The organism is Microbacterium sp. NPDC087592 (genome assembly GCF_044743585.1).
Lineage (GTDB): Bacteria > Actinomycetota > Actinomycetes > Actinomycetales > Microbacteriaceae > Microbacterium.
Genome location: NZ_JBIUWT010000003.1, coordinates 336009 through 361603, shown reverse-complemented (window position 1 = coordinate 361603; position 25595 = coordinate 336009). Strand labels below are relative to the sequence as shown.

The following is a 25595-nucleotide window of genomic DNA, read 5'->3' as shown; positions in this document are numbered from 1 at the left end:
CTGTGGCAGAGCCGGTCACAGCACAAACACTCATTCTGCCATGGATGCCGCGCCCGGCCAAAACGCTGACCTCAGTCGCGGCCGTCGGTCTCCCGCACCACGATGATCTCGTGTGCGCGCGTGGGAGGGGCAGGTTCGTTGACGGGCGGGATCGTGGACCAGGTGATGGTCTCGCGCAGTCGGGTCCCGCTCCCCTTCGCCTCGTTCCACAGCTGCCAGAGCTGCAACCAGATCAGTGCGATGCCCGCGACGATCGCGCCGGTCAGCAACCACGGGAAAGCCCCGTCGATGAAGAAGCCGACGGCGATGGTCAGCCCGTTCCAGATCGTGAAGCCGATGACATCCCACCACGATACGGCCCGCTCGATGCGAACGGACGGGCGCGAGCGCGTCAGGAGTGTGAGCAGGAGCTGTCCGACGAAGACGGACGGCATCGCGATGAGCAGCACCCAGAGAATGGACCAGCCACCCTGGAAGACCCCCCAGCCGATCAGCAGCCAGAGCGGCAGGAGGAACGCCGCCGGGAGGAGCCAGCGGAAGAAGGCCTGTCGCAACCACATGATCAGATCGTACGACGACACCCGCCCCTGCGGCCCGGTGTTCGCTGAGAGCGGTCGGGGAACCGCCCGCGCCGGATCAGGGAGAATGGAGACGACGAGAGGAAACCCGATGATCGAACTGCGCACCCCTGCCGAGATCGACGAGATGCGCGCCGCAGGACGTTTCGTGGCCGAGACACTGGCGACCCTGCGCGACGAAACGAAGGTCGGGACGAACCTCCTCTCGATCGATCGCCGCGCACACGACATGATCCGCAAGGCCGGCGCAGAGTCGTGTTACATCGACTATCACCCCTCGTTCGGAGCGAGTCCGTTCGGCAAGGTGATCTGCACCTCGGTCAACGACGCCGTGCTGCACGGCCTCCCCCATGACTACACACTGCGTGACGGCGACCTCGTCACCCTCGACTTCGCAGTGTCGGTCGACGGTTGGGTCGCCGACTCGGCGGTGTCGTTCGTCGTCGGCGCGGCTCGTGAAGAAGACCTTCGACTCATCGGTACCACCGAACGCGCCCTGACCGCCGCGATCGACTCCGCAACGGTCGGAAACCGCATCGGCGACATCTCCGCGGCCGTCGCCGCCATCGCACACGGCGAGGGCTACTCGATCAACACCGACTTCGGTGGGCACGGAGTCGGACGCACGATGCACGGGGACCCGCACGTGCCGAACGACGGCCGCGCCGGCCGGGGCTTTCCCCTGAGGGCCGGCCTGGTCCTCGCACTCGAGCCCTGGCTCCTCGCGACGACAGACGAGCTGGTCACCGACCCCGACGGATGGACCCTGCGCAGCGCTGACGGTTCACGCGGCGCCCACTCCGAGCACACCATCGCGATCACGGAAGACGGCCCCATCATCCTGACCGACCGATCCTTCCTCGGCGTGGACTGACCCGCGCCACGAGCCGAAACGCGAGGGCGTATGCCATCCTGAGTCCATGATTCCGCAGGATCGCCATGTGCCGGAGCGTCTTCTCCTCGCTCGGCATGGTCAGACCGTGTGGAACGTCGAACACCGCTTGCAGGGTCAGCTCGACTCGCCCCTCACCGACGAAGGCATCGCCCAAGCCCGCGCGATCGCCGACCGCCTCGGTGACGCCGGCGTGCTCACCGTGTGCTCCAGCCCGCTCGGTAGAGCCATGCAGACCGCGGTCATCATCGCTGACCGGCTCGGGGCCGAGGTCATTGAGGTGCCGGAACTCGCCGATCTCGATCACGGTGCGCTGGCGGGTATGACTTGGGACGAGATCGACGCGGCGTATCCGACGGCCAGAGAGGAGCGCGCCGCCAATCGCTACGGGTGGGCATTCCCCGGCGGTGAGAGCTATGCGCAGGCCAGGTCGCGAGCGCGAAAGGCCCTCAGCAGCTGCGGATGGGCTTCCGAGGGGACGCCGCTGCTCGTGAGCCACGAGATGATCGGCCGGATGCTGCGTGCGGAGCTACGAGGACTCGATGCGTCGAACGCCCTCGGCCTGAGACACCCGCACGGCGTGGTCTTCGAGATCGATGGCACCTCGGAGCGGATGCTCTGACAGGCGCATCCGAGCGGATTCGGCGTCGATCCCGGTCAGGACTGCGAGGTCTCGTCGTCCGGGAGGAGATCAGGGCGACGCAGCCTGGTGCGCTCGAACTGCTGCTCGCGGCGCCAGGTGGCGATCGCCCCGTGGTTGCCGCTCAGCAGGATGTCCGGCACCGCCCGCTCGCGCCATGAAGCGGGCTTCGTGTACGAGGGGTACTCCAGGAGCCCGTCCTCGTGCGACTCCTCGACGAGGCTTTCCGGATTGCCGACGACGCCGGGGATGAGCCTCCCGATCGCCTCGATCATCGCCATCGTGGCGACCTCTCCCCCGTTTAAGACGTAGTCCCCGAGGCTGATGAGGCGCACCTCGCCGAGGTCGGCTGCGTACTCGAAGACGCGTTCGTCGATGCCCTCGTAACGTCCGCACCCGAAGACGAGGTGCTCATGGGTGGCCAGCGCCCGTGCGGTCTTCTGCGTGAAGACCTCACCGGCAGGTGACGGGAAGATGATGGTCGGTCGCTCGGCCCCCGCCGTATCGGACGGACCGGCGACGTCATCGAGAGCAAGACCCCATGGCTCCGGCTTCATGACCATGCCGGCGCCACCGCCGTACGGGGTGTCGTCGACCGTGTTGTGACGATCGGACGTCCAGTCGCGGAGGTCATGCACGCGAAGGTCGATGATGCCGGCGTGCTGCGCCTTCCCGAGGAGGGAGAGCGTCAGGCCGTCGAAGTAGGACGGAAAGATGGAGAGGACGTCGATGCGCACGGGGGAACCGTATCAGCGGTCACTCAGGGGCTTCGGCGTCCGAGCCCGACGGCTGCTCGGCATCCGCGGCGTCGGGGAGCTCCTCGAAGAGTCCCGGCGGCGGCGTCACGATCAGACGACCGGCCGAGACGTCGACGGTGGGGACGATGGCGGCCACGAAAGGGACCATGACCTCGTTCTCGCCGGACTTCACGATGAGCAGATCCTGCGCCGGGAAGTGCTCGACGCGGATGACCCGGCCGATGACCGCATCGTCGCGAACGACGTCGAGCCCCACGAGCTGGTGATCGAACCACGCGTCGTCCTCGACCTCATCGACGTCCTGGTCGATCCAGAGGATCGCCTTCACGAGGCTCTCGGCGGATTCTCGGTCATCGACATCTTCGAAGAAGACGACCGGATTCCCGTTCATCAAACGGTATTCGCGAACGGTGATGTCCTTGCCATGCCACGGCGATGCCTCGGGCACCTGCACCGTGAAGCCGGCACCGGGGGTGAAACGACCCGCCGGATTGTCGGTGTACAGCTCGAGCTTGAGGCCGCCTTTGAGGCCGTGCGCCTTCACGAGACGCCCGACGCGCAGCTGATTCTTGCCCTGGTTGCGGTCCTTCGGCACCACGTCAGTCGTCCGCGACATCGACGCGGACCCGACGCCCGTCAGCGAGCGCGCTGACGAGGGTGCGAAGGGCCTTGGCTGTGCGGCCGCCGCGCCCGATCACGCGTCCACGGTCATCGGGGTGCACGCGCACCTCGAGGAGGTCGCCTCGCGGCGATGTGGATTCATTGATGCGGACATCTTCCGGGTGATCGACGATCCCCTTGACGATGTGTTCGAGCGCGGCGGCGAGCACGGCGGATTACTCTGCGTCGGCGGCGGGGGCCTCAGCGGCCTCCGCGTCGGCCGCGGCGGGAGCCTCCTCAGCGGGGGCCTCCACCTTCTTCTCGGCCTTCGGCTTGACGACGGACTTCTTGGACGCATCGATCTCGAAGGGAGCCTTGGGCTCCTTCACCTTGAGCGTGGACTTCGCGTCGGCGTCGCCCTTGAACTTGCCCCAGTCGCCCGTGATCTTGAGGATGGCGGCGACCTGCTCGGTCGGCTGCGCGCCGACGGAGAGCCAGTACTGCGCACGCTCGGAGTCGACCTCGATGAACGAGGGCTCCTCGGTGGGGTGGTACTTGCCGATCTCCTCGATCACGCGACCATCGCGCTTGGTCTTCGAGTCGGCGACGACGATGCGGTAGTACGGCGCACGGATCTTGCCCAGGCGCTTGAGACGAATCTTGACAGCCACGATTCTCCTGAATTGTGTGGAAGGAAACGAACTGATCGCCTGGAGAGTGGGGTGCACACCCGGCGGAAGCTCAAATGAGTGTGGACACCTGCTGGATAGAGGGTCGAGCAGGTCGTCCGACCCTCTATTCTGCCAGATCCTCGCGCCCGGCGCGAAACGTGGCGCAACGGCCGTTGTCGTGTCGCGTCGCCCGCGTGTCAGACTGTGCGGGTGAAACTCGAGTTCGCCTCTTCCGCCCGATCCACCGTCGGCCTCGAATGGGAGATCATGCTCGCGGATCCCGTGAGCGGTGACCTCGTCGGACGCGCCCCGGAACTGCTGGCGGCGCTCGAAGCCGAGAGCGAGGATGAGCGCCACACCGTCACCGGCGAGCTGCTCACGAACACGATCGAAGTCACGAGCGGGATCGGCGATTCCGTGGCGCATGCAGTCGACGACATCGCGAACGCCATCACGGCTGTGCGCACCGCGACGGACCCGGCCGGCATCGAGCTGCTGTCGGCGGGCAGTCACCCGTTCGCGCAGTGGTTCGATCAGGAGGTCACCGACAAGTCGCGGTATCACACCCTCATCGAGCGCACCCAGTGGTGGGGTCGCAACATGATGATCTGGGGGATCCACGTGCACATCGGGGTGGAAGACCAGCGCAAGGTCTTCCCCATCATCAACGCGCTCTCGGCATACCTCCCCCATCTGCAGGCCCTGTCGGCGTCGAGTCCGTTCTGGGCGGGCGAGCGCACCGGCTACGCCTCGAACCGCGCGCTGGTGTTCCAACAGCTTCCGACGGCCGGACTCCCCTGGCCGTTGCGCGATTGGTCCCAGTACGAGTCGTATCTCGACGACATGGTCCGCACCGGCGTGATGGCGGATGCCACGGAGGTGCGCTGGGACATCCGTCCCGCTCCTCGCTGGGGGACCATCGAGGTGCGAGCGTGCGACGGCCTCTCGACGCTGCCGGAGCTTGCGTCGGTCGCGGCGCTCGTGCAGGTGCTCGTCGAGCACTTCTCCCGTGAGCTCGACGAGGGGCGGGCCCTTCCCGAACTCCCGGCGTGGTTCCACCGGGAGAACAAGTGGCGCGCGGCGCGATACGGGCTCGACGCACGGGTCATCGTCGATGCGGCCGGAACGCAGCGCCCGGTGCGAGAGCATCTCGCCGAAGTCCTCGATGAGCTGGCGCCCGTGGCTGTGGAACTCGGTTGCGTCCGCGAATTCGGCAACAACGCCGTCACCCTCGAGAACGGGGCCAGCTACGAACGTCAGCTCGTGATCGCGAACGCCACCGCCGGTGATCTCACCGCCGTCGTGCAGCACCTCATCCGCGAGTTCCGTTCCGGACCCGAGTCCTCGACGGAAGGCGCGTAGCCCCGGACTCTACCGGCGGCGACTCAGTCCTCGACGAGACGCCGGGCGAGTCCCTCATCCAGGACGACGTCGGTGATGAGCCCGGCGGAGAGGGCGGCCCGGAGGCTCACCAGCTTCGGGATGCCCGAAACGACGCATATCCGTCGCGGAACGCGACGCAGGCGGTCGAGCCCCGGCCCGGTCGCCCTGGCGTTCACACGGATATCCCGCCAGGAGCCGTCTGACCGGAAGAACACCGTGGCGACGTCACCGATCGCGTGATCCTCGCGCAGGCTGCGGTAGTCGTCGCGCCCGAGATATCCGCCGACGTACACACGACTCGGGACCTCGGCAGCCGGAGACCCGAGGCTGAAGACCGCGACGTCCATCTTCGCCTGCAGATCGAGGACTCGACGGGTGCTGCGTTCGCGCCACATCGCCTCCCGGGTCGCAGGGTCGTCGAAGAAGGCAGGAACGGGGAACTGCTGCACCTGCGCGCCGAAGGCACTGCCGAACCGCTGCAGGATGTCGCTGGAGTACTCGACGCCGGTGGTCTGGGTGTTGCCCGCCCCGTTGAGCTGCACGAAGGTCGTGTTGTGCGTCTCCTTCTGCGTGAGGCCGCGGCTCACCGCACTGATCGTCGATCCCCAGGCCACACCGATGATCATGTTGGAGTCGACGAACTGCGACAGCAGGCGCCCGGCCGTGAGCGCGACGCGCTCGAGTCGTTCCACCTCGCTGAGGATCTCGGGCATGGGAACGACATGTGCGGCCACCCGATGCCGGTCACGGATGCGCTGCTCGAGCATGCCCAGCCGCTCCAGCGGTGAATTGATGCGGATGTCGACCAGGCCGCTCTCCCGGGCGAAGCTCAAGAGTCGAGAGACCGAGGAACGGGAGGTGCCGAGCTCCTGCGCGATCACCTCCATCGTCTTGTCCTGCATGTAGTAGAGCTGCGCGGCAGTGAGCGCCGCGATCAGCTTGCTATCGCGGATTTCCGCGCTCTGACCGACCATCGTGGCCTCCTCACCCTCGATCCTTGCACATATGTGCAGTGGGCTTGCGCGGGATGCCACACAGGTCGATGCTGGTTGGCAAGTAAGGAAGAGAGGGTCGACGATGATCGATTCCACACACTCGTCAGCGGAGCGCGCAGAGGTTCGCGCCGTCCGTGAATCCGGACGCACGAGCGTCCTCGTCATCGGCGGCGGGATCAACGGGATCTCCACGTTCCGTGACTTGGCACTCCAGGGAGTCGACGTGCTGCTCGTCGAACGAGGAGACTTCGCCTCCGGCGCATCCTCCGCATCGAGCCACATGATCCACGGCGGCATCCGCTATCTCGAGAACGGCGAGTTCCGGCTCGTGCGCGAGTCCGTCGAGGAGCGCAACGGACTGCTCAAGATCGCCCCTCACTACGTGAAGCCACTGCAGACGACCATCCCGATCTACTCCACGTTCTCGGGCATCCTTTCCGCGCCTCTGAGGTTCCTGACGCACAAGAGCGGCAAGCCGCAGGAGCGCGGCGCGTTCCTGATCAAGGTCGGTCTGACGATCTACGACACGTTCTCGCGTGACGGCGGGATGGTGCCCCGACACCGCTTCCTCGGTCGGAAGAAGTCACTCGCAGAGCTGCCCTCGCTGGACCCGAGCATCAAGTACACGGCGACCTACTACGACGCCTCGATGCACGACCCCGAGCGTCTCGCGCTCGACGTGCTCCAGGATGGTCGCGCAGCGCACCCCGAAGCGCATGCACTCAACTACGTCGAGGCGATCGCGCGCGAAGGCGATGAGGTCGTCCTCCGCGATCGCGAGAGCGGAACCGAATTCCGCGTGCACGCCGACGTGGTGGTGAACGCCTCCGGCCCCTGGACGGACCTCACGAACGACGCCCTCGGCGAGGACACGCGGTTCATGGGAGGCACCAAGGGTTCGCACATCGTGCTGGACCACCCGGAGCTTCTCGAGGCGACGCAGGGCCGGGAGATCTTCTTCGAACACTCCGACGGCCGCATCGTCCTCATCTACCCGCTCAAGGGACGAGTGCTCGTCGGCACCACCGACATCGACGCCGACCCGCGCGAGGTCCCGGTGTGCACGGAGGAAGAGGTCGACTACTTCTTCGAACTGATCCACCACGTCTTCCCGACGATTCCGGTCTCCCGCGATCAGATCGTCTACAAGTTCTCCGGTATCCGTCCGCTGCCGCGTCACGAGGACACCGCCCCCGGGTTCGTGTCACGCGACTACCGCATCGAAGTCGATGAGAAGGGTGCCGTCCCGCTCGTCAGCCTCGTCGGCGGCAAGTGGACCACGTTCCGCGCGCTCGGCGAGTCGCTCTCCGACACCGTGCTGAGCCTGATCGACCGCACCAGGACAGTCTCCACCGCCGGACGCGCGATCGGCGGCGGCCGCGAGTTCCCGCGCACTGAGAAGGCACGCCGGATCTGGATCCAGGAGAACCTCCCCGGCGCCGGGGCACGTGCCGACCAGCTGCTCGCGAGATACGGAACCCGCGCGGCGGACGTGTGGGCGTACGTCGAGCAGGGACCGGACTCTCCCCTTGCCGGCGGCGACCTCTCCACCCGCGAACTCGAGTGGATGGTGCACAACGAGATGGTGGCGCGCCTGGAGGACATCGTGCTCCGCCGCACGAGCATCGCCTTCACCGGCAACGCCGACGCCGAGGTGCTCGATGAGATCGCCGATGCGCTCGCACCGATGCTCGGCTGGGACCGCTCGCGCCACGACGCCGAGCTCGACCAGACGCGCCAGCTGCTGAACGATCGACACGGACTCGATATCCGATCCCGCACCCGCGGCTGATCGGACTTCGAACTGCCGCCCTCCTCGCGGCGCAACCCCTCATAACGTGTCGGGGCAGAGGGGCCCCGACACACAAGAAAGGTCAAAGAAGACATGGCTGATGTGAATCTCGGTCTCTACTTCCTCTCGGAGTTGGTCGGCACAGCGATGCTGATCATCCTCGGATGTGGTGTCGTCGCCAACGTGGCTCTTGCGAAGAACAAGGGCTTCGGCGGCGGCTTCCTGATGGTCAACTGGGGATGGGGCCTCGCGGTCTTCGCCGGTGTGCTCGTCTCCGCATACTCCGGTGCGATCCTCAACCCTGCCGTCGGCATCGGCCTCCTGGTCGCCGGCAAGATCAGCTTCGTGATGTTCCTCACCGCCACGGCGGCAGAACTCGTCGGTGCCATCCTCGGTGCGATCATCGTCTGGCTCGCCTACAAGCAGCACTTCGACGAGGAGCCGGAGGCCGCCAACAAGCTCGGCGTCTTCTCCACCGGCCCCGCCATCCGTTCCTACGGCTGGAACCTCGTGACGGAGATCATCGGCACCTTCGTGCTCGTGTTCGGCATCTTCGCGTTCGCCGACTACGGGGACATCGAGATCGGCGTTCCCGGGGGCCTCGGCCCGCTCACCGCGCTTCCGGTGGCCCTGCTCGTGGTCGGCATCGGCGCCTCTCTCGGTGGCCCGACCGGCTACGCGATCAACCCCGCCCGTGACCTCGGTCCGCGCATCGCTCACGCGATCCTGCCGATCAAGGGCAAGGGCGCCAGCGACTGGTCCTACTCGTGGGTCCCCGTCGTCGGCCCCCTCATCGGTGGTGTGATCGCCGCCCTCGCTGCACCCGTGCTGCTCGGCCTCGCCGGCTGACGCACACCCCATCGCACTGAATTCAAAGGAGAGCACAAGTGGCTGACTACATCATCGCCATCGACCAGGGAACGACGTCGAGTCGCGCGATCATCTTCGACAAGAAGGGCAGCATCGTCGCGACCGGCCAGAAGGAGCACGAACAGATCCTTCCGAAGGCCGGTTGGGTCGAGCACGACGCGGCCGAGATCTGGCGCAACGTGCAGGAGGTCATCGGGCTGGCCCTCGGCCGGGCCGATCTGACGCGTCACGACATCGCCGCCGTCGGTATCACGAACCAGCGCGAGACCGCTGTCGTGTGGGACAAGAAGACCGGGAAGCCGGCCTACAACGCGATCGTCTGGCAGGACACCCGCACGCAGGGCATCGTCGACCGCCTGGCGGCTGACGGCGGCGTCGAGCGGTTCAAGCCGGTCGTCGGCCTCCCGCTGGCGACGTACTTCTCCGGCACCAAGATCGCCTGGATACTCGAGAACGTCGAGGGCGCGCGTGAGAAGGCGGAGGCGGGCGACCTGATCTTCGGCACCACCGACAGCTGGGTTCTCTGGAACCTGACGGGTGGAGTCGACGGCGGAGTGCACGTCACGGACGTCACCAACGCCTCCCGCACGATGTTCATGGACCTCGAGACGCTCGAGTGGCGCGACGACATCCTCGAGGCGTTCGGCGTGCCGCGCTCGATGATGCCGGAGATCCGCTCCTCCTCCGAGGTGTACGGCACCGCCGAGAGCTCGTCGCTCCTGCGCGAGACGCCGATCGCCGGCATCCTGGGCGACCAGCAGGCCGCGACGTTCGGACAGGCCGCCTTCCAGACCGGCGAGAGCAAGAACACCTACGGCACGGGCTGCTTCCTGATCTTCAACACGGGCGAGGAGATCGTCCACTCGAAGAACGGGCTGCTGACCACTGTCGGGTACAAGCTCGGCGACGGACCGACCCACTACGCGCTGGAGGGTTCCATCGCTGTCACGGGATCGCTCATCCAGTGGCTGCGCGACCAGCTCGGCATCATCTCCTCGGCCCCCGAGGTCGAGAAGTTGGCCGAGCAGGTCGAGGACAACGGCGGCGTGTACATCGTCCCGGCCTTCTCGGGTCTGTTCGCACCGTACTGGCGCTCGGACGCCCGCGGCGTGATCGTGGGCCTCACCCGCTACGCCAACAAGAACCACATCGCGCGCGCTGCGCTGGAGGCCGTGGCCTTCCAGACTCGCGACGTGCTCGATGCGGTCAACGCCGACGCCGGAGTGGACCTGACCGAGCTCAAGGTCGATGGCGGCATGGTCGCCAACGATGCGCTCATGCAGTTCCAGGCCGACGTGCTCGGCGTGCCGGTGGTGCGCCCGGTCGTCGCAGAGACGACGGCACTCGGCGCAGCGTACGCTGCCGGCCTCGCCGTCGGATTCTGGAACGGCTTGGATGACCTGTCCGCGAACTGGCAGGAAGACAAGCGCTGGGAGCCCTCCATGGAGGACGCGGAGCGCGACCGTCAGCTGCGCCTGTGGCGCAAGGCCGTCACCAAGTCGATGGACTGGGTCGACGACGACGTGAAGTGACCTGACGTCACAGGAAAGCGGGTCCGGAGTGCTCCTCCGGGCCCGCTTTCGCGTTCCCGGGAACGACGTCGTCAATGACGGCGAGGAAGGCCTTCGCCACATTCCGTGGTGCCGCGAGGTCCCATGCCAGGTGCTCCACGCGTACGGGACCTTCGCGGATGTCGGCGGTGGCTACATCCGCCGCAGATCGTGCGATCGTCCCCGGCGCGAGCAGGGTCACGGCCAGTCCGGCGGCGACCAGCCCGAGGAGAAGGGTGGCGGAGTCCGCCTCGAAGGCGACATCCCGCGTCAGCCCGGCGGAGGCGAAGGCGGCATCACTCTGCGCACGCCCCGATGTGCCTGCCGGGAAATCGGCGAACGTCGCACCGGCGAGGTCATGGAGCGTCAGCGCGCCTGTCTCGCAGAGCTCATGCCCACGAGGGAATGCCGCCACCAGCCGGTCACGAGAGAGTACACGCGAAGCCACCCCGAGTGGTTCCGCTCCTTCGCGCAGGCCGAGCAGAGCGACATCGAGTTCCCCGTGACGCAGGCGCGCCATCAGCACGTCGCTGTTCCCCACCTGCAGCTCGACCCTCGCGAACGGATGCGCGGCTCGGTACGCGACCAGCACCTCCGGGATATCGACGGCGGTCACCGTCGGGATGACCCCGATCCGCAGCGTGCCGGTCACCACGCCCGCCGCTGCGGCTGCGCTCTCCCGCGCCTGCTCCGCCGACCGGAGCGCCGTCCGCGCGTGCTCCAGGAACGCCTCCCCCGCCTCGCTCAGGCGAACGCTGCGACTCGATCTCACGAAGAGGCGCTGACCGAGTTCGCGCTCGAGAGCGGCGATCTGATGGCTCAACGCCGATTGCGTGACGAAGCAGCGTTCGGCGGCCCGAGTGAAGCTGGAGGTCTCCGCTACCTCGACGACGTATCGGAGCTGCTGGAGTTCCATTCGTTCATGATGTCACTTCATGGATAACGTGACAAACATGCATTGGACTCATGTCAGCGCGGGGAGCACGCTGGAACCATGAACCGCCTCACGCTCGTGCTGCTGACCGCACTCGCCCCCATCGCCTGGGGAACGACGTACCTCGTCACCACCGAGCTGCTTCCGCCGGGCCATCCACTCTTCGCCGGCCTACTTCGCGCCCTCCCGGCCGGGCTGCTAGCCGTGCTCATCAGCCGACGACTGCCCCACGGGTCGTGGTGGTGGAAGTCCTTCGTGCTCGGCGCGCTCAACATCGGCGCCTTCTTCCCCCTCCTGTTCCTGGCGGCCGAGCGGCTTCCCGGCGGAGTCGCCGCTGCTGTTGCGGGAGCTCAACCGCTCATCGTGCTGATACTCGGCGCCCTCGTCCTGCAGGAGAGGATCAGACCCCTCACCGCAGCGGCGGCGGTCATCGGAGCCGGCGGCGTGGCGCTCGTCGTCCTGGGGCCGGCCGCGGAACTCGACTTCTGGGGTGTGCTGGCTGCGGTCGGAGGCGTCACCGCCACCGGAGCGGGGATGATCCTCACCAAACGCTGGGGACGGCCTGACCGAGTCGGTCCCGTCGCGTACGCCGGATGGCAGCTTTCGGCTGGTGGATTGCTGCTGCTCCCGCTCACACTCGCGGTCGAAGGCGTGCCCGCCGCGATCGACGGTGGAGCCGCGCTCGGCTATCTCTGGCTCGGCACCGCCGGCGGGATCGTCGCGTACACGCTGTGGTTCCGAGGCATCCAGCAGCTCCCAGTGATCGCGCCGGGCCTACTCGCACTACTCTCCCCCATCGTCGCGACGATCCTGGGGGTGCTGGTCGCGGGCGAGCGGTTCACCGGTGTCCAAGCGATCGGCCTCGTCCTGACGATCGGCGCGCTCGTCCTGGGTCAGATCGTCGCCCGGCGGCCAACCGCAGACATCGGGAGATCGCGGGAGACCTCATCCGCCGCCGCCCTGGCCGCTCCGCGCTGAGCGCGGTTCAGCCCTTGCCGAACAGCTTCTGGATCTCGGCGAGGTCGGCCTCACTCGGCGCTTGGCCTGCAGCACCACCGAGGCCGAAGCCCGAACCGGTCGGCGTCGAGGTCGCGGTGATTCCGGCGTTCTCCGCCGCGCGCTTGGCGGGGTTCCCCGAGCGGGATCCCTTCGACGACTTGCCCTTCTTGCCCCGCTTCGACGACGCGCCGGGGCGCCCCATTCCGGGGACCGCACCCATACCGGGAATGTTCGGCGTGCCGCCGCGGGCCACGGTCTTCATCATCTTCGCGGCCTGCTCGAAGCGCTGCACCAGCTGATTCACGTCCGTGACGGTCATGCCGGAACCACGCGCGATGCGCAGACGACGCGAGCCGTTGAGCACCTTGGGGTTGCGACGCTCCCCCGGGGTCATCGAGCGGATGATGGCCTCGGTGCGGTCGATCTCACGCTCGTCGAAGTCTTCGAGCTGCTGCTTCATCTGCCCCATGCCCGGGAGCATCCCGAGCATCTTCTTCATCGAACCCATCTTCTTCATCTGCTGAAGCTGGTCGAGGAAGTCCTCGAGGGTGAAGGCCTCGGTCGCGAGCTTCTCGGCCATCTTCATGGCCTCTTCCTCATCGAAGGCCTGCTGGGCCTGCTCGATGAGGGTCAGGATGTCGCCGAGGTCGAGGATGCGGCTCGCCATGCGGTCGGGGTGGAACGGCTCGAGGTCTTCGAGACGCTCTCCTGTGGAGGCGAAGATGATCGGACGACCGGTGACCGAGGCCACCGACAGCGCCGCCCCACCGCGGGCATCGCCGTCGAGCTTGGACAGGACGACGCCGGTGAAGTCGACACCCTCCTGGAACGCCTTCGCCGTGTTGACGGCATCCTGACCGATCATCGCGTCGATGACGAACAGGACCTCATCGGGGTCGACGGCCTTGCGGATGTCGGCGGCCTGCTTCATGAGCTCGGCATCGACGCCGAGACGACCCGCGGTGTCGATGATCACGACGTCGTGCTGCTGACGACGCGCGTACTCGACGCCCTCGCGCGATACCTTCACGGGATCGCCGACACCGTTGCCGGGCTCGGGCGCGTAGACCGCAGCACCTGCCTGCTCGGCCACCACCTGCAGCTGGTTGACGGCGTTCGGGCGCTGGAGGTCGGCGGCCACCAGGAGAGGCGTGTGCCCCTCCCCCTCGAGCTGCTTCGCGAGCTTGCCCGCGAAGGTCGTCTTACCGGAACCCTGCAGGCCCGCGAGCATGATGACGGTCGGTGCGGTCTTCGCGAACTGCAGACGCCGCTGTTCGCCGCCGAGGATCTGCACGAGTTCCTCGTTGACGATCTGGACGACCTGCTGTGCGGGGTTCAGCGCCTTGTTGACCTCGTCGCCGAGGGCGCGTTCGCGTACTTTCGCGGTGAACTCCTTGACGACGACGAGTGCGACGTCGGCGTCGAGCAGTGCGCGGCGGATCTCGCGCACGGTGCCGTCGACGTCGGCAGCAGTGAGCTTTCCCTTCGTGCGCAGATTGCGGAAGGTCTCGGTGAGTCGATCGGAGAGCGTGCCAAAGGTAGCCATGGTGCTGTCGATTCTACGCGAGTGGAGCCTCCACGCTCAGCGCGGCGCGGAGCTCGACCTTCGCCCTCTGGTAGCGCCCCCGCACCGTCGACGCGGGAACCCCCAGCAGTTCGGCCGCGTCGGTCAGGGAGAAACCGTCCCAGTGCACCAGGCGGACGAGTTCGGCGAGGTCCGGGTCGAGACGCGAGATCGCATCGCGTACCTCTGCGCCCGCGTCCGCAGGGGCCGTCGAAAGCTCCTGCGAGACGTGAGAACGAATGCGGTCCGCCAGCGCCCATCGCCGACGCTCCCCGCGCGAATGATTGAGCAGCGTTCCGCGTGCAACGCCGAACAACCACATCCGTGCACGCTCGGGATCGTCGGGCAGTCGACGAACACGGCGCCACGCGACGACCATGGTCTCGCTCAGGAGATCTGCAGCGTCGTCGGGGCCGACTCGACGCGAGAGGTACGCGAATAGATCCGACGCGCTCGCCTCAAAGGCCGCGAGGAGCAACGCATCCTCCGGGTGACGGGTCACGGTGTACCCCCCTCGCCGTCCCAGTCCTCCCCTTCGCAATGGAGCTGGCTGTGCGAATCCGTGCCTGCCAGGTCACCACGACCGGTGTCTATCCCGTTGGCCTTCAGCTCCTCGTACAGCGCCATGGAGAGGGCCTGATCGTGCGCTCGCCACGCGTTCAGGTCAGGCTGCCGCGGATCCGTGGCTGTCTCCTCCGACGCAGCCAGATCAGCCTCGACGGCGGCGAGCTGCTCCGCCACATACGGTTCCGCGGCCACTTCGACATCCGTGTTCGCGAACCACTCGTCGATGATCCGGTTGACCTGGAGCTGGGTGACCGGGTTGTGGGTATCCCAACCGCTGTAGCGGATCTCGCATTCTCCCCAGGTGGGCGAGGTGTACGTGTAGCTTCGGTCGGGATCCTCCAGCCCTGACCCCCAGAGCCAGTCTGACGACGCGGTCGCGATGCCCGCACCGCCGACGAGCAGGAGGCCCAGCGCTCCACTCAGCACCGCTGCTCGGCGGCCACTCCGCCGCGGCCTCGCGACGGTTCTCGCTTCGGCGAGCATCGCACGCGTGTCGACGGACCGGATCGTCGCGGGCGGCGGTGCCGACGCATCCAGCAGCTCGTCCAACTGGTCTCGAATCATGAGTTCCTCCTCGGGGGTGGGTTCACTCATGACCTGTCCGGCTCACGACGTTTCGTCCGCGCGAGTCACTCTCGCCAGGGAAGGTCGTTGATCAGGCCGAGCGCCTCGCGCAGCACGACCTCCGGCGTTCCGCGCCCCGCGCCCTGCTCCGCCCAGACGCGCAGCGCCGACAGCACGGCTGCGGCGTAGGCGGCTCCGAGGATGTCGGCGCGGATGACGTCGATTCCCGCGGTCCGCGCCGCGGCGGCGACGGCATCGGAAAGCCGCGCCAGACGGAGCCCGGTGTCCCTGACGAGCTCATCCTGCAAACCCATCGCCGCCGCATTGCGGAGCGCGAGGGCGAGCGGATCCGGCTCGAAACCGTGCACGACCAGCAGCAGGATCCGGCGCACCGCATCGCCGGATGCCTCGCGCCCCAGCGCACCGAGCGACCGGATCGCTTCGCCGATGCGCTCGTCCACGCCTGACCAGAGCACGTCGCTCTTCGACGTGAAGTAGTTGAAGAAGCTCGACCTGCTCACTCCGGCCCGCTGGGTGATGTCCGCCACCGACGTCGCGTCGTACCCGCGCTCCAGGAAGAGCTCGCATGCCGCCTCCGCGAGCGTCTCTCGAGAAGACGCCTTCGGGCGCCCTGCTCGACCGGGGGAACTCATGCCTTCACGCTACCGCGACGCGGCCCGAAGGCACCGGACAACCGTCGGAGGAGTATTGTTGCCCTCGGTCCAATTAATCAGAGAAGGAGAGCGTGATGCTCGACATCCTCACTCCGGGGTTCGCTCCGACGCCCATGCCGTACGTCGCCGGGTGGGATCTGCAGAGACGCGTTCATGCCGGCGTGGTCGCCGACATCCGTCCGGACACGCTGATCCTCCTCGAACACGAGGCCGTCTACACGGCGGGAAAACGCACCGAAGCGCACGAGCGTCCGCAGGACGGCACACCGGTGATCGATGTGGACCGCGGGGGCAAGATCACCTGGCACGGCCCGGGGCAGCTGGTGGGGTATCCGATCGTGCGGCTGATCGAGCCCATCGACGTCGTCGCGCATGTGCGTCGCCTGGAGCGCCTCCTCATCGACATCCTCAAGCCCTTCGGGATCGAGGGCTATCAGGTCGACGGTCGGAGCGGAGTGTGGGTGCGGCGCCCGCTTTCCGAGGACAAGGTCGCAGCGATCGGTGTACGGGTACAGCAAGGGGTGACGATGCACGGCTTCGCGATCAACTGCGACAACACGCTCGCCGGATTCCAGGGCATCGTCCCGTGCGGCATCACCGACGCCGGCGTCACGACGGTGAGCGAGGTCGTCGGCGCCGCCGTGTCCCCCCTCGATCTCGTCGATGCGGTGACGGAGGCATTCGTCACCGCATACGGTCGCACCGAGCTGACAGGAGCCCGCGCATGACCGCCGCCCCCGAGGGCCGCAAGCTCCTGCGACTCGAGATCCGGAACGCGGAGACGCCGATCGAACGGAAACCGGAGTGGATCAAGACCAAGGCGAAGATGGGCCCGGAGTACACGGCACTCCACTCCCTCGTCAAGAGTGAGGATCTGCACACGGTGTGCCAGGAGGCCGGCTGCCCGAACATCTACGAGTGCTGGGAGGATCGCGAGGCGACATTCCTCATCGGCGGCTCTCAATGCACCCGTCGATGCGACTTCTGCCAGATCGACACGGGCAAGCCGGATGCCTACGACACCGACGAGCCTCGCCGCGTCGCCGAGAGTGTGGCACGGATGAACCTGCGCTACGCCACGGTGACGAGCGTCGCCCGCGACGATCTGCCGGACACCGGAGCGTGGCTCAACGCGGAGACCGTGCGGAAGATCCACGAACTCAACCCGAACACCGGGGTCGAGCTGCTCGCGAACGAACACAACGCCGACCCCGCTTTCCTGGGACAGATCTTCGACGCCCGCCCGGAGGTGTTCGCCCACAACGTGGAGACGGTGCCCCGCATCTTCAAGCGCATCCGTCCCGCGTTCCGCTATGAGCGCTCGCTGAACGTCCTCACCCAGGCACGCGATGCGGGACTGATCACGAAGTCGAACCTGATCCTCGGCATGGGCGAGGAGCCGGAAGAGGTCGTGCAAGCCCTGAACGATCTGCACGAAGCCGGCTGCGACATCATCACGATCACGCAGTACCTCCGCCCCACGCCCCGCCACCTGCCGGTCGCGCGATGGGTGAAGCCGGCCGAATTCGTCGAGTTCAAGGAAGAGGCGGAGCGAATCGGCTTCCTCGGCGTGCTGGCAGGTCCGCTGGTGCGGTCGTCGTACCGTGCGGGGCGCCTGTGGGCACAGTCGATGGTGTCCAAGGGGCGCGAGATCCCCGACCACCTGTCGCACATCGCAGAGAGCGCCGACCTCGGGTTCGCGCAGGCCGTCTGATCGACCGTCGTCCCGGGTGCACCCCGGCGCGGTGGCTCAGTCGGCGCTCATCACCGACTGCACCGTGCCGTCCGAGCCGAGATTCACGAGCAGGACGTCGTCGGATGAGCTGTCATCCAGGGCGTACTCGAGGACGGCGAAGGGCTCCGAGCCTCCGTGCTCGTCGGCGAGTATGGTCATGCTCATGAGGCGCAGCGAGCGGATGATGTCCACGGCCGCATCCCCTGACACGTCGACGAGGACCTCGGGGAGATCGTCGCCGTAGGCCTCCTGCTGCTGGAGGATGTACTCGGTCACCTCGCTGGTGCGGTCATCGACCTCGGCGAGCATGCCCCGGCGGGCGGTGTCGTCGACGTTCTCGAGTCCGGCGATGAGACCCGCGGCGATGTCCAGCGCGTCCGCGGACACGTCGTCCTGGTCCGGAGCGGTCAGATCCACGGTGACGCTCTGGTCACCGAGCTCGACGGTCTCCGACCAGAAGATCGAGCCGTCGGGGCCCGAGGACAGGAGTCCGAAGTAGTCGTGTTCGATCGCCATAACGCTATGAAACCAGCCTCGTGCTCACTGCGGTAGTCCCGTCATCAACCGACCAACGACTGGACGAATACATGGGGGGTGAATCCGGTGAGATCGTCGATCCCCTCGCCCTGCCCGAGCAGCTTCACGGGGATGCCGGTGCGCTCTTGCACCGCAAGCACGAACCCGCCCTTCGCGGAACCGTCGAGCTTGGTCAGGACGAGCCCCGTGACGCCCGCGTGCTCCAGGAACGCCTCGGCCTGCATCACGCCGTTCTGGCCCGTCGTGGCGTCGAGGACCAGCAGCACCTCGCTGATGGGAGCCTGTTTCTCGATGACGCGTCTCACTTTGGAGAGCTCGTCCATGAGCCCGCCCTTGGTGTGCAGGCGGCCGGCGGTGTCGATGATCGCGATCTCGATCCCTTCCCGCTTGGCGTACTCGACCGTCTGGAAGGCGACGGAAGCGGGGTCCTGGCCCTCCTGCTGCGGACGGACGATCGCCGCTCCCCCGCGCTGCGCCCAGGTGGCGAGCTGGTCGACGGCCGCAGCACGGAACGTGTCAGCTGCACCGACGACGACACTGCGCTGATAGCCGCGGAGGAACTTGGTGAATTTGCCGATGGTCGTCGTCTTGCCGACACCGTTGACGCCGACGACCAGCACGACCGCCGGACGCTCGGTGAGCTTGAGTGTCGTGTCGAACTTCGCGAAGTGCTCTTCGAGGGTCTCGCGCAGCATGCGCTGGAGGTCCCGAGGATCGGTCGTGCGGTACTTGTCGACCTTGGCACGCAGCTCCTCGACGACGCGTTCGCTGATGTCAGGCCCGAAGTCGGCCGTGATCAGCGCCGTCTCGAGGTCCTCCCACGTCGTCTCGTCGATGGTGGGCTTGACGAACATGCCGCGCAGTGCGCGACCGAGAGACCAGGACTTCTCCGCCATCCCTCCAGCCTACGGGTAGCGTCGGGGAATGAACTCCGCTTCCGACGTCGAGCGCCTGTACCTCCACGGGTCGGGACGAACCGGCACGGCCGCCTGGCCAGGGCAGGGAGCGGGCGCCGGCGAATATCTCGCTTTCCCCGAAGAGGCGAGCATAGAGGAGCAGGTGACGCACCTCGTGCGTGACCATGCGGGGCGACGAGTGGTCGTCTACGCGCACTCAATCGGGGCCGTCCCCGCCGTGCTGGCGGCGGCCTCAAGCACCCTCGACGTAGCCGGACTGGTGCTCGTCGAACCCGCGCTCTACGACATCGCTCGCGGCGCTGAGGCGGTCGAACGCCATATCGGCCTCGTGTCAGAGGCCCGCTCTCTGTCGGCGACCGGCGACCTCCGGGGGTTCTGGGCGATCATGCGACCGCTGATGTTCGGCGGGCCGTTCGATGCCACACGGTGGGATCAGGAGCACCGCCTCGCGGAGCACTCGTCCCGCAAGAATCTCCCCTGGGGCCACGGCGTCCGGGCACCGATGGTCCGCGGTATCCCGACGCTCGTGGTCACCGGTGGCTGGAATGACGAGTACGAGGAGATCGCCACCGTGCTGACAGCGGAAGGCGCGGAGCATCGGATTCTGCGCGGCGCACAGCACCGCTCCCAGGATCTGCCGGAGTTCGCCGGTATGGTCGACGAATTCTTGCGCCGCGCCGTCGGCCGATAGTCGGAGGTTCGTGGCGTGTCGATGGCGGGTCGACGGCGACGCGCCGACGCGACACGATCGTCTGGGGTCTCGCCTGACGATCAGGCGCGTCCGGTCGGATGGACCCGGTCAGACGGCAGCTGCGGCCCGGTCCCCCACGCGCTGACCGACGACCGCCGACACGCCGTCCTGGCGCATCGAGACTCCGTAAAGGGCGTCGGCGATCTCCATCGTGCGCTTCTGGTGCGTGATGATCAACAGCTGGGAGCTCTCTCGCAGCTGCTCGAACACCGTGAGCAGGCGCCCCAGGTTCGCATCATCGAGCGCCGCCTCGACCTCGTCGAGAATGTAGAACGGGCTCGGCCGCGCCTTGAAGATCGCCACGAGCAGGGCGACCGCGGCCAGCGAACGCTCACCACCGGAGAGCAGCGAGAGTCGCTCGATCTTCTTCCCGACCGGACGCACCGACACCTCGATGCCGGTGGTCAGCATGTTCTCCGGGTCGGTGAGGGAGATGCTCCCCGTGCCACCGGGGAACAGCAGCGGGAAGACCTGACCGAACGCCTCCTTCGTGTCCTCGAAGGCGCTCGCGAAGATGGTCTGCATGCGCTCGTCGAGGTCGGCGATGATCGTCAGGAGGTCCTGACGCGTCTGCGTGAGATCGGCCAACTGCTCGGTGAGGAAGGCATGGCGCTGCTCCAGCGCGGCGAACTCCTCGAGCGCCAGCGGGTTGACGCGTCCGAGCTGTGCAAGCTTCCGCTCGGCATCGGCCAGACGGCGCTGCTGGATGCGGCGGTCGAAGGGGATCGCCGTGTCGTCGAGTAGCTCGTCTGCGGGGTGCTCGACTCCCGGGTCACGCGGTACGAGCTGATCAGGGCCATATTCCGCGACGAGAATATCTTCGTCGAGGGCCAGCTCAGACGAGACCCGCTCGAGCAGGCTGTTGAGATGGAGCTTCTTCTCGTGGATCTGCAGCTCGAGACCGTGCACGCTCTCGGTCAGACCCGCGAGGCGCTCCCGCAGCGACGTCTCCTGGGCGCGGAGCCCGACGAGCTCCTCGTTCTGCGCCGAACGCGCGGCCTCCGCCTCGGCCAGGGCCAGGCGCGCCTCGGTGACCGAGCGGTCGAGGGAGTCGAGGATCCGCGGCAGCTCCTCCGCGACGCCCGAAGCCGCTTCGCGCTGGGCACGACGGATCACCGCACGCCGCGCCGCTTCGGCCGCGGCATCGCGCTCCTGCTCGCGCTGCCGCTCGAGACTCGTGACCCGCGCCTGGGCCGCGCGCACGCGTTCCCGCAGCGTCTCGATCTCCAGCCGCGCTCGCACCTCGCCCTCACGGGCCATCTCGAGCGTCTCGAGCAGCCCGTCTCGCGCGGAAGCGTCGAGGACCGGACGCGGAGCCGCGATCGCCTCGTCCAGCGCAGCTTTGGCGGCTTCCGCTTTCGCCTCCGCATCGGACACGGCGGCCTGCGCTTGGGCCAGGCCGGTTTCGAGTCGCTCGCATTCGGCGACCGCGGATTCGTGGCGGACGGTGACCCGGTTCACCTGCTCGGCGTGGGTGGCGAGGGCTGCATCATGCTCGCGCAGTGCACGGAGCGCGTCCTTCGCCTGGCGTCTGGTCGTCTCGACTGCTTCGTTCGCGTCCTCGCGCGCTTCGCGGAGCGAGTCCACCACGATCTGAATCTCCGCCAGTCGCTCGGCGGCGGCATCCCGCTCCGCCGCGAGCTCGAGTCGCGATCGTTCGCCTCCGGACCCGGTGCGCAGCGTCTGGGCGGTGATCACGTCGCCCCCGACGGTCACGATGGTGGTCGAGGTGTCCCCGGCTCCGTCGAGCGCCGTGCGCGCGACACGGGCGGCGCCCAGATCGTCTGCGATCAGAACGTGCGACAGGATGCCCAGCACACCGTCGGGTGCCGTCACAGTCTCGACCGCGGGTGTGACGCCCTCGATCGGGGCGGCGACGGGCTCTGGACGAAGCGCGTCGGCGACGACGAAGTCGACGACTCCCCTGCGGTTCTCGGCAGCTTCTGCCGCCTGGGCGAAAGCGTCGGCCGCAGTGTCGATGAGAACGCCTTCTGTGAGCGGACCGAGGACCGCGGCGATCGCCGCTTCGTAGCCGGCACGGACCTGCACGGCGTCTCCGACGAGTCCGCGAATGCCCTTTCCGCCGGCTTTGACGATCTCGGCGGCGCCACCCGACAGGGCCAGAGCACTGCTCAGGGCCGCGGCCTTCGCGGTCAGGGAGTCGACCTCACGCTCGGCCGCATGCAGTCGCTCACGCAGAGTCTCCCGCTCGGCCTCCGCGGCTGTCGCCGCCCGCTGCGCGCTCTCGTACGCGGCCGCATGTTCGACGGCGGTACCCTCGGGCGCTTCGGCATCGTCGATCGCCTCGAGCGCCTCGGCAGCCTCCCGCCTGCGCGCGTTCGCCGCCTCGAGCGCGTTCTCCTGACGAAGCACCGCGCCTCGCACGGCGGCGAGTGCCGAGGCCGCGGCGTCAGCGGTGCCGCGCAGCGCCGAGAGGCGCATGTCGTATTCCGACACCAGCGCACTCTGCTCGGCGATGTCCACATCGAGCGTGTCGAGCTCAGCCCTGGCGTGCACGACGTCACGGCTCGCCGACGCCGCCGCATCCTGCGCGTCGCCGAGACCGGCCGAGATCACGTCGATCTCGTCCTTCGCCTCATCGATAGTGGCCTGGGTCACGGTGACGGCGGTGACGGCAGCGTCGTCGTCTTCGGATCCGAGCAGCGCCAGGCGTTGGTTCGCGAGCGTGTAGAGTCCGCGCATCCGCTCCTGCACCTGCTCCAGACCGAAGGCCACGCTCCGGGCCTGATCGACGGCGACAGAGTTCTGATCCTGTTCCAGCCGAGCGATACTCGCTCGCACCGCTTCGGCCTGGTCCGACAGGACCAGCCGCTCGGTGTGGCGTTCGTGCTCGGTACGGGTGTGGTCGGCGAGAGCCGTACGCAGCGCGACGACGTCGTCCGCGAAGATCCGGGCCTTCGCATCACGCACGACGGCAGCGATCGTCTGCGCCTCGCGCGCGATCTCCGCCTGGCGCCCGAGCGGCTTGAGCTGACGGCGGATCTCCCCCGCCAGGTCGCTGAGACGGGTGAGGTTCGCCTCCATCGCATCGAGCTTGCGGAGGGTCTTCTCCTTGCGGCGGCGATGCTTGAGGATTCCCGCCGCCTCTTCGATGAAGCCCCGCCGGTCCTCGGGAGAGGCCTGCAGTACCGTGTCGAGGCGCCCCTGCCCGACGATCACGTGCATTTCGCGGCCCAGTCCGGAGTCGCTGAGAAGCTCCTGCACATCGAGGAGCCGGCATCCTTCGCCGTTGATCGCGTACTCGCTCGACCCGTTGCGGAACAGCGTGCGGCTGATCGTGACCTCGGCGAACTCGATCGGGAGGGCACCGTCGGCGTTGTCGATCGTGAGCTGCACCTCAGCGCGCCCGAGCGGGCCCCGCGTCGAAGTGCCCGCGAAGATGACGTCCTCCATCTTTCCGCCACGGAGCGTCTTCGCGCCCTGCTCCCCCATCACCCAGGCAAGGGCGTCGACGACGTTCGACTTGCCCGACCCGTTGGGGCCGACGATGCAGGTCACGCCGGGCTCGAAGACGAAGCTCGTCGGCTGCGCGAACGACTTGAACCCTTTGAGCGTCAGGCTCTTCAGATGCATGCGGGCACCGCTCGTCCGGGGAGAATCACGCCGCTACGCTACCGGAATCACGGGCTTCAGCCGTCATCCCGCGCGGGCGTTCGTCGAACCGATGCCGCTCGACGACACGCCGTAGGAGACGGAAACGCTTGACGCTGCCCGCTCGAGTTCGCTACCGTTTCCTCCGGATCGCCACACGAAAGGAGGTTACCGATGATGATGATTCAGCTCAACGCACAGGCCACTGGCCTTGCCGCGCCCGCGCACTCTGCGCTGCGCCCTGCGTTCTCGGTGACCGCCGGCGTCCGCATCAGCGCGCTCTCGTAGCAGCGCACCCCGAGAATCACGGCCTGTAGTGGGCCTCCTCTCTCCGGTCGGTGCATCCGCGCCCCACCCTCTGTTCCGCAACCGGAACATGGATCTCGCCGCCTTCGGCTCCCACACTTCGTGGTCCGAGGAGCCGCCGTCGTCCGCGCCCCTGGCGGCCATGCTCGCCATCGAGGTGCGACGTCTCCTGCACCCGCACGCCCACTTCCCTTTCGAAGGACTCTCTCGTGAATACCACGTTGCGCCGCAACATCACCCACCCGCCCGATACCGAGGACCGCGAGGTCTTCCAGATCCCCCGTGACGATGAGCTCCGCCGTTTGGCGCTCACGGATCGCCTCTCTCTCCGGATCGGCCTCTGGCTGCTCCAACGGTCTCAGCGCCCGCGTCGGCAACGTCGCGCCGTCCACATCGAGTCGGCGGAGCTGCTGATCTCCGAGCAACGTCGCCGCGCCGAACATGAGCTGGGCGTCCTCACCGCCTTCGCCCTGCAGCGCGGTATCCGCTGATTCCCTCGCCCGTGGGACGCCGAGTCCCGCATCCCTCTTGAACCCACACCAGTAAGGACCTGACATGACCATCGCTGAACCGACGATCACGCCGTTGATCGTCCCGACCTCGATCGATGACGACACGGCGGCGGAGTTCCGGGCGTACGGCGAACTCAACCGCCAGATCTGCGACGAGCAGGTCGGACTTCCGGGCCTCGCCCTGGAGGCGGCGCAGGTTCTGCCCGGCTGGCAGGACGACACCGACTCGCTTGACCGCGGCTTCGTCGCCCGTGTCGACGGTGAGATCGTCGGCATGGTGACGATCTCCTTCGCGCAGGAGGAGGAGGCGAACGCCGGCGAGATCGACATGCTCGTGCCGGAGGCGCACTGGGGTCATGGCATCGAGAACGCGCTGCTCGCGCGCGCCGAGGAGGAGGCCAGGTCGCGCGGTCGCACCGTTCTGCAGCTGTGGAGCCTGCACCGGCCGGAAGAGACCGAGCGCATGCTCGTGCCGAGGACCGGGTGGGGCCGCGTGCCTGCCACGCCCCTGAGCGATCTGGCCGAATCCGCCGGCTACACGCTCGAGCAGGTCGAGCGGAACAGCGAGTTCGATCTGCACTCCGACCCGGCGCTCCTGCGCACGGCGCTGGCGGAGGCGAACGCTCATGCCGGTTCGGAGTACCGGATCGTGGAGTGGATGCTGCCGACGCCGCCGGAACTGCGCGCGGCATACGCCGGCATCCTCGCTCGCCTGTCGACAGACGCCCCGAGCGGGGAGATGGACTTCGTCGCCGAGGTGTGGGACGCCGATCGTGTCGCGCGGCGGGATGGGCGAATCGCCGACTCCGGACGTGTCGTCTCGGTCGCCGCCGTGCAGCACGTCCCCACCGGCGACATCGTCGCCTACAACGAGCTGCTGATCGGGACCGATCACACGGGCGTCACCCATCAGTACGGCACCCTGGTGTCGAAGGGCCACCGCGGTCATCGCCTCGGGACGATCGTGAAGTGCGCGAACCTGCTGCGCTGGCAGGCACTGATGCCGGAGTCGCCCGTCGTCTCCACGTTCAACGCGGAGGAGAACCGCCCCATGCTCAGCATCAACGAGAAGATCGGCTTCCGGCCGGTATCGTACGCCGGCGGGTGGCAGAAGAAGCTCTGAGGCACGTGCGGGTCCGATCTCATTCTTCGGGATGAGGTCGGGCCCGCTCCGTCATCCGCCGGATCGACGAC

At 67.5% G+C, this 25595-nt stretch carries 26 protein-coding genes; 12 read left to right on the top strand and 14 right to left on the bottom strand.

Going from position 1 to position 25595, the window contains the following annotated elements; genetic code table 11:
* Positions 1 to 71: 71 nt before the first annotated feature.
* The gene (locus tag ACIOTO_RS18080; RefSeq protein WP_262000875.1) at positions 72 to 560 is read right to left on the bottom strand and encodes an MFS transporter permease; all 489 of its coding nucleotides are present in this window, start codon (positions 558 to 560) and stop codon (positions 72 to 74) included.
* 109 nt (positions 561 to 669) lie between these two features.
* On the opposite strand from ACIOTO_RS18080, the gene map reads away from it, so the two are divergent.
* Positions 670 to 1452 (top strand): type I methionyl aminopeptidase, encoded by a 783-nt coding sequence (map, locus tag ACIOTO_RS18075; protein ID WP_262000874.1) that lies wholly within the window; start codon positions 670 to 672, stop codon positions 1450 to 1452.
* 46 nt (positions 1453 to 1498) lie between these two features.
* The gene (locus ACIOTO_RS18070; RefSeq protein ID WP_400858812.1) at positions 1499 to 2092 is read left to right on the top strand and encodes a histidine phosphatase family protein; all 594 of its coding nucleotides are present in this window, start codon (positions 1499 to 1501) and stop codon (positions 2090 to 2092) included.
* Positions 2093 to 2127: 35 nt separating this feature from the next.
* Here the strand turns inward: ACIOTO_RS18070 and trmD are convergent, their stop codons facing one another.
* The 4 genes from trmD to rpsP are packed head-to-tail and all read right to left on the bottom strand — an operon-like array spanning position 2128 to position 4139.
* Positions 2128 to 2847, bottom strand: a complete 720-nt coding sequence (gene trmD / locus ACIOTO_RS18065; protein ID WP_105709861.1) for a tRNA (guanosine(37)-N1)-methyltransferase TrmD — start codon at positions 2845 to 2847, stop codon at positions 2128 to 2130.
* A gap of 19 nt (positions 2848 to 2866) precedes the next feature.
* Positions 2867 to 3484, bottom strand: coding sequence for a ribosome maturation factor RimM (rimM, locus tag ACIOTO_RS18060; protein WP_400858811.1), 618 nt, complete (start codon positions 3482 to 3484; stop codon positions 2867 to 2869).
* A complete protein-coding gene (locus ACIOTO_RS18055; RefSeq protein ID WP_017830729.1) occupies positions 3468 to 3698 on the bottom strand; it encodes an RNA-binding protein in 231 nt (76 codons plus the stop codon). Before ACIOTO_RS18055 ends, rimM begins: the two co-directional genes overlap by 17 nt.
* 6 nt (positions 3699 to 3704) lie before the next feature.
* Positions 3705 to 4139, bottom strand: coding sequence for a 30S ribosomal protein S16 (gene rpsP / locus ACIOTO_RS18050; RefSeq protein WP_029263511.1), 435 nt, complete (start codon positions 4137 to 4139; stop codon positions 3705 to 3707).
* Between the two features lie 210 nt (positions 4140 to 4349).
* Here rpsP and ACIOTO_RS18045 point away from each other — a divergent pair, with 210 nt between their 5' ends.
* Positions 4350 to 5501, top strand: a complete 1152-nt coding sequence (locus ACIOTO_RS18045; RefSeq protein WP_262000871.1) for a glutamate--cysteine ligase — start codon at positions 4350 to 4352, stop codon at positions 5499 to 5501.
* Positions 5502 to 5524: 23 nt separating this feature from the next.
* On the opposite strand, the gene ACIOTO_RS18040 is transcribed toward ACIOTO_RS18045, so the two are convergent.
* Positions 5525 to 6496: a sugar-binding transcriptional regulator gene (locus ACIOTO_RS18040; RefSeq protein WP_400858810.1), complete on the bottom strand. Its 972-nt coding sequence runs from the start codon at positions 6494 to 6496 to the stop codon at positions 5525 to 5527.
* 103 nt (positions 6497 to 6599) lie between these two features.
* On the opposite strand from ACIOTO_RS18040, the gene ACIOTO_RS18035 reads away from it, so the two are divergent.
* The 3 genes from ACIOTO_RS18035 (at position 6600) to glpK (ending at position 10711) form a co-directional block, all read left to right on the top strand.
* On the top strand, positions 6600 to 8309 hold the full coding sequence (locus tag ACIOTO_RS18035; protein WP_400858808.1) for an FAD-dependent oxidoreductase: 1710 nt from the start codon (positions 6600 to 6602) through the stop codon (positions 8307 to 8309).
* 93 nt (positions 8310 to 8402) lie between these two features.
* Positions 8403 to 9158: an MIP/aquaporin family protein gene (locus ACIOTO_RS18030; RefSeq protein WP_400858807.1), complete on the top strand. Its 756-nt coding sequence runs from the start codon at positions 8403 to 8405 to the stop codon at positions 9156 to 9158.
* Positions 9159 to 9196: 38 nt separating this feature from the next.
* Positions 9197 to 10711: a glycerol kinase GlpK gene (glpK, locus tag ACIOTO_RS18025; protein WP_400858805.1), complete on the top strand. Its 1515-nt coding sequence runs from the start codon at positions 9197 to 9199 to the stop codon at positions 10709 to 10711.
* 7 nt (positions 10712 to 10718) lie between these two features.
* On the opposite strand, the gene ACIOTO_RS18020 is transcribed toward glpK, so the two are convergent.
* Entirely contained in the window at positions 10719 to 11645 is a 927-nt protein-coding gene (locus ACIOTO_RS18020) for a LysR family transcriptional regulator (protein ID WP_400858804.1), read from the bottom strand.
* 78 nt (positions 11646 to 11723) lie between these two features.
* Between ACIOTO_RS18020 and ACIOTO_RS18015 the strand changes: the two genes are divergently transcribed.
* Positions 11724 to 12641, top strand: coding sequence for an EamA family transporter (locus ACIOTO_RS18015; RefSeq protein ID WP_400858802.1), 918 nt, complete (start codon positions 11724 to 11726; stop codon positions 12639 to 12641).
* Positions 12642 to 12648: 7 nt separating this feature from the next.
* Here the strand turns inward: ACIOTO_RS18015 and ffh are convergent, their stop codons facing one another.
* Genes ffh through ACIOTO_RS17995 form a run of 4 tightly spaced genes read right to left on the bottom strand, consistent with a single transcriptional unit; the run spans position 12649 to position 16010 of the window.
* Positions 12649 to 14208, bottom strand: coding sequence for a signal recognition particle protein (gene ffh, locus ACIOTO_RS18010; RefSeq protein ID WP_029263519.1), 1560 nt, complete (start codon positions 14206 to 14208; stop codon positions 12649 to 12651).
* Positions 14209 to 14221: 13 nt separating this feature from the next.
* Positions 14222 to 14728: an RNA polymerase sigma factor gene (locus ACIOTO_RS18005; RefSeq protein ID WP_400858800.1), complete on the bottom strand. Its 507-nt coding sequence runs from the start codon at positions 14726 to 14728 to the stop codon at positions 14222 to 14224.
* Positions 14725 to 15387, bottom strand: coding sequence for a hypothetical protein (locus ACIOTO_RS18000; RefSeq protein WP_400858799.1), 663 nt, complete (start codon positions 15385 to 15387; stop codon positions 14725 to 14727). The genes ACIOTO_RS18005 and ACIOTO_RS18000 overlap by 4 nt, the downstream gene beginning before the upstream one ends.
* A gap of 35 nt (positions 15388 to 15422) precedes the next feature.
* Positions 15423 to 16010, bottom strand: coding sequence for a TetR/AcrR family transcriptional regulator (locus ACIOTO_RS17995; protein ID WP_400858797.1), 588 nt, complete (start codon positions 16008 to 16010; stop codon positions 15423 to 15425).
* Between the two features lie 95 nt (positions 16011 to 16105).
* Here ACIOTO_RS17995 and lipB point away from each other — a divergent pair, with 95 nt between their 5' ends.
* On the top strand, positions 16106 to 16759 hold the full coding sequence (gene lipB, locus ACIOTO_RS17990) for a lipoyl(octanoyl) transferase LipB (protein ID WP_400858795.1): 654 nt from the start codon (positions 16106 to 16108) through the stop codon (positions 16757 to 16759).
* Complete coding sequence (lipA, locus tag ACIOTO_RS17985) at positions 16756 to 17745, top strand: lipoyl synthase (protein WP_400858794.1); 990 nt, start codon at positions 16756 to 16758, stop codon at positions 17743 to 17745. The genes lipB and lipA overlap by 4 nt, the downstream gene beginning before the upstream one ends.
* A 36-nt stretch (positions 17746 to 17781) precedes the next feature.
* On the opposite strand, the gene ACIOTO_RS17980 is transcribed toward lipA, so the two are convergent.
* Positions 17782 to 18282: a DUF2004 domain-containing protein gene (locus ACIOTO_RS17980; RefSeq protein ID WP_029263525.1), complete on the bottom strand. Its 501-nt coding sequence runs from the start codon at positions 18280 to 18282 to the stop codon at positions 17782 to 17784.
* A 44-nt stretch (positions 18283 to 18326) separates the two neighbouring features.
* Entirely contained in the window at positions 18327 to 19199 is an 873-nt protein-coding gene (gene ftsY / locus ACIOTO_RS17975) for a signal recognition particle-docking protein FtsY (RefSeq protein WP_301113521.1), read from the bottom strand.
* Between the two features lie 28 nt (positions 19200 to 19227).
* Here ftsY and ACIOTO_RS17970 point away from each other — a divergent pair, with 28 nt between their 5' ends.
* Entirely contained in the window at positions 19228 to 19911 is a 684-nt protein-coding gene (locus ACIOTO_RS17970) for an alpha/beta fold hydrolase (protein WP_400858793.1), read from the top strand.
* 108 nt (positions 19912 to 20019) lie between these two features.
* Here ACIOTO_RS17970 and smc read toward each other — a convergent pair whose 3' ends face one another.
* A complete protein-coding gene (gene smc / locus ACIOTO_RS17965) occupies positions 20020 to 23565 on the bottom strand; it encodes a chromosome segregation protein SMC (RefSeq protein ID WP_400858792.1) in 3546 nt (1181 codons plus the stop codon).
* 533 nt (positions 23566 to 24098) lie between these two features.
* Between smc and ACIOTO_RS17960 the strand changes: the two genes are divergently transcribed.
* Together ACIOTO_RS17960 and ACIOTO_RS17955 are read left to right on the top strand one after the other, a co-directional pair.
* Entirely contained in the window at positions 24099 to 24380 is a 282-nt protein-coding gene (locus ACIOTO_RS17960; RefSeq protein ID WP_029263529.1) for a hypothetical protein, read from the top strand.
* A 64-nt stretch (positions 24381 to 24444) separates the two neighbouring features.
* Complete coding sequence (locus ACIOTO_RS17955) at positions 24445 to 25524, top strand: GNAT family N-acetyltransferase (protein ID WP_400858791.1); 1080 nt, start codon at positions 24445 to 24447, stop codon at positions 25522 to 25524.
* Positions 25525 to 25595 lie beyond the last annotated feature (71 nt).

Excerpts from the sequence above, each read along its gene's own strand:
- ACIOTO_RS17970 (WP_400858793.1), top strand. The coding sequence starts at position 19,228 with ATGAACTCCGCTTCCGACGTCGAGCGCCTGTACCTCCACGGGTCGGGA.
- lipA (WP_400858794.1), top strand. The coding sequence starts at position 16,756 with ATGACCGCCGCCCCCGAGGGCCGCAAGCTCCTGCGACTCGAGATCCGG.
- map (WP_262000874.1), top strand. The coding sequence starts at position 670 with ATGATCGAACTGCGCACCCCTGCCGAGATCGACGAGATGCGCGCCGCA.
- ACIOTO_RS17980 (WP_029263525.1), bottom strand. The coding sequence starts at position 18,282 with ATGGCGATCGAACACGACTACTTCGGACTCCTGTCCTCGGGCCCCGAC.
- ACIOTO_RS18000 (WP_400858799.1), bottom strand. The coding sequence starts at position 15,387 with ATGAGTGAACCCACCCCCGAGGAGGAACTCATGATTCGAGACCAGTTG.
- ACIOTO_RS17955 (WP_400858791.1), top strand. The coding sequence starts at position 24,445 with ATGACCATCGCTGAACCGACGATCACGCCGTTGATCGTCCCGACCTCG.
- lipB (WP_400858795.1), top strand. The coding sequence starts at position 16,106 with ATGCTCGACATCCTCACTCCGGGGTTCGCTCCGACGCCCATGCCGTAC.
- ACIOTO_RS18070 (WP_400858812.1), top strand. The coding sequence starts at position 1,499 with ATGATTCCGCAGGATCGCCATGTGCCGGAGCGTCTTCTCCTCGCTCGG.
- ffh (WP_029263519.1), bottom strand. The coding sequence starts at position 14,208 with ATGGCTACCTTTGGCACGCTCTCCGATCGACTCACCGAGACCTTCCGC.
- ACIOTO_RS18040 (WP_400858810.1), bottom strand. The coding sequence starts at position 6,496 with ATGGTCGGTCAGAGCGCGGAAATCCGCGATAGCAAGCTGATCGCGGCG.
- ftsY (WP_301113521.1), bottom strand. The coding sequence starts at position 19,199 with ATGGCGGAGAAGTCCTGGTCTCTCGGTCGCGCACTGCGCGGCATGTTC.
- smc (WP_400858792.1), bottom strand. The coding sequence starts at position 23,565 with ATGCATCTGAAGAGCCTGACGCTCAAAGGGTTCAAGTCGTTCGCGCAG.
- ACIOTO_RS18035 (WP_400858808.1), top strand. The coding sequence starts at position 6,600 with ATGATCGATTCCACACACTCGTCAGCGGAGCGCGCAGAGGTTCGCGCC.
- ACIOTO_RS18030 (WP_400858807.1), top strand. The coding sequence starts at position 8,403 with ATGGCTGATGTGAATCTCGGTCTCTACTTCCTCTCGGAGTTGGTCGGC.
- ACIOTO_RS18015 (WP_400858802.1), top strand. The coding sequence starts at position 11,724 with ATGAACCGCCTCACGCTCGTGCTGCTGACCGCACTCGCCCCCATCGCC.
- rimM (WP_400858811.1), bottom strand. The coding sequence starts at position 3,484 with ATGTCGCGGACGACTGACGTGGTGCCGAAGGACCGCAACCAGGGCAAG.
- ACIOTO_RS18080 (WP_262000875.1), bottom strand. The coding sequence starts at position 560 with ATGTGGTTGCGACAGGCCTTCTTCCGCTGGCTCCTCCCGGCGGCGTTC.
- ACIOTO_RS18020 (WP_400858804.1), bottom strand. The coding sequence starts at position 11,645 with ATGGAACTCCAGCAGCTCCGATACGTCGTCGAGGTAGCGGAGACCTCC.
- ACIOTO_RS17995 (WP_400858797.1), bottom strand. The coding sequence starts at position 16,010 with ATGAGTTCCCCCGGTCGAGCAGGGCGCCCGAAGGCGTCTTCTCGAGAG.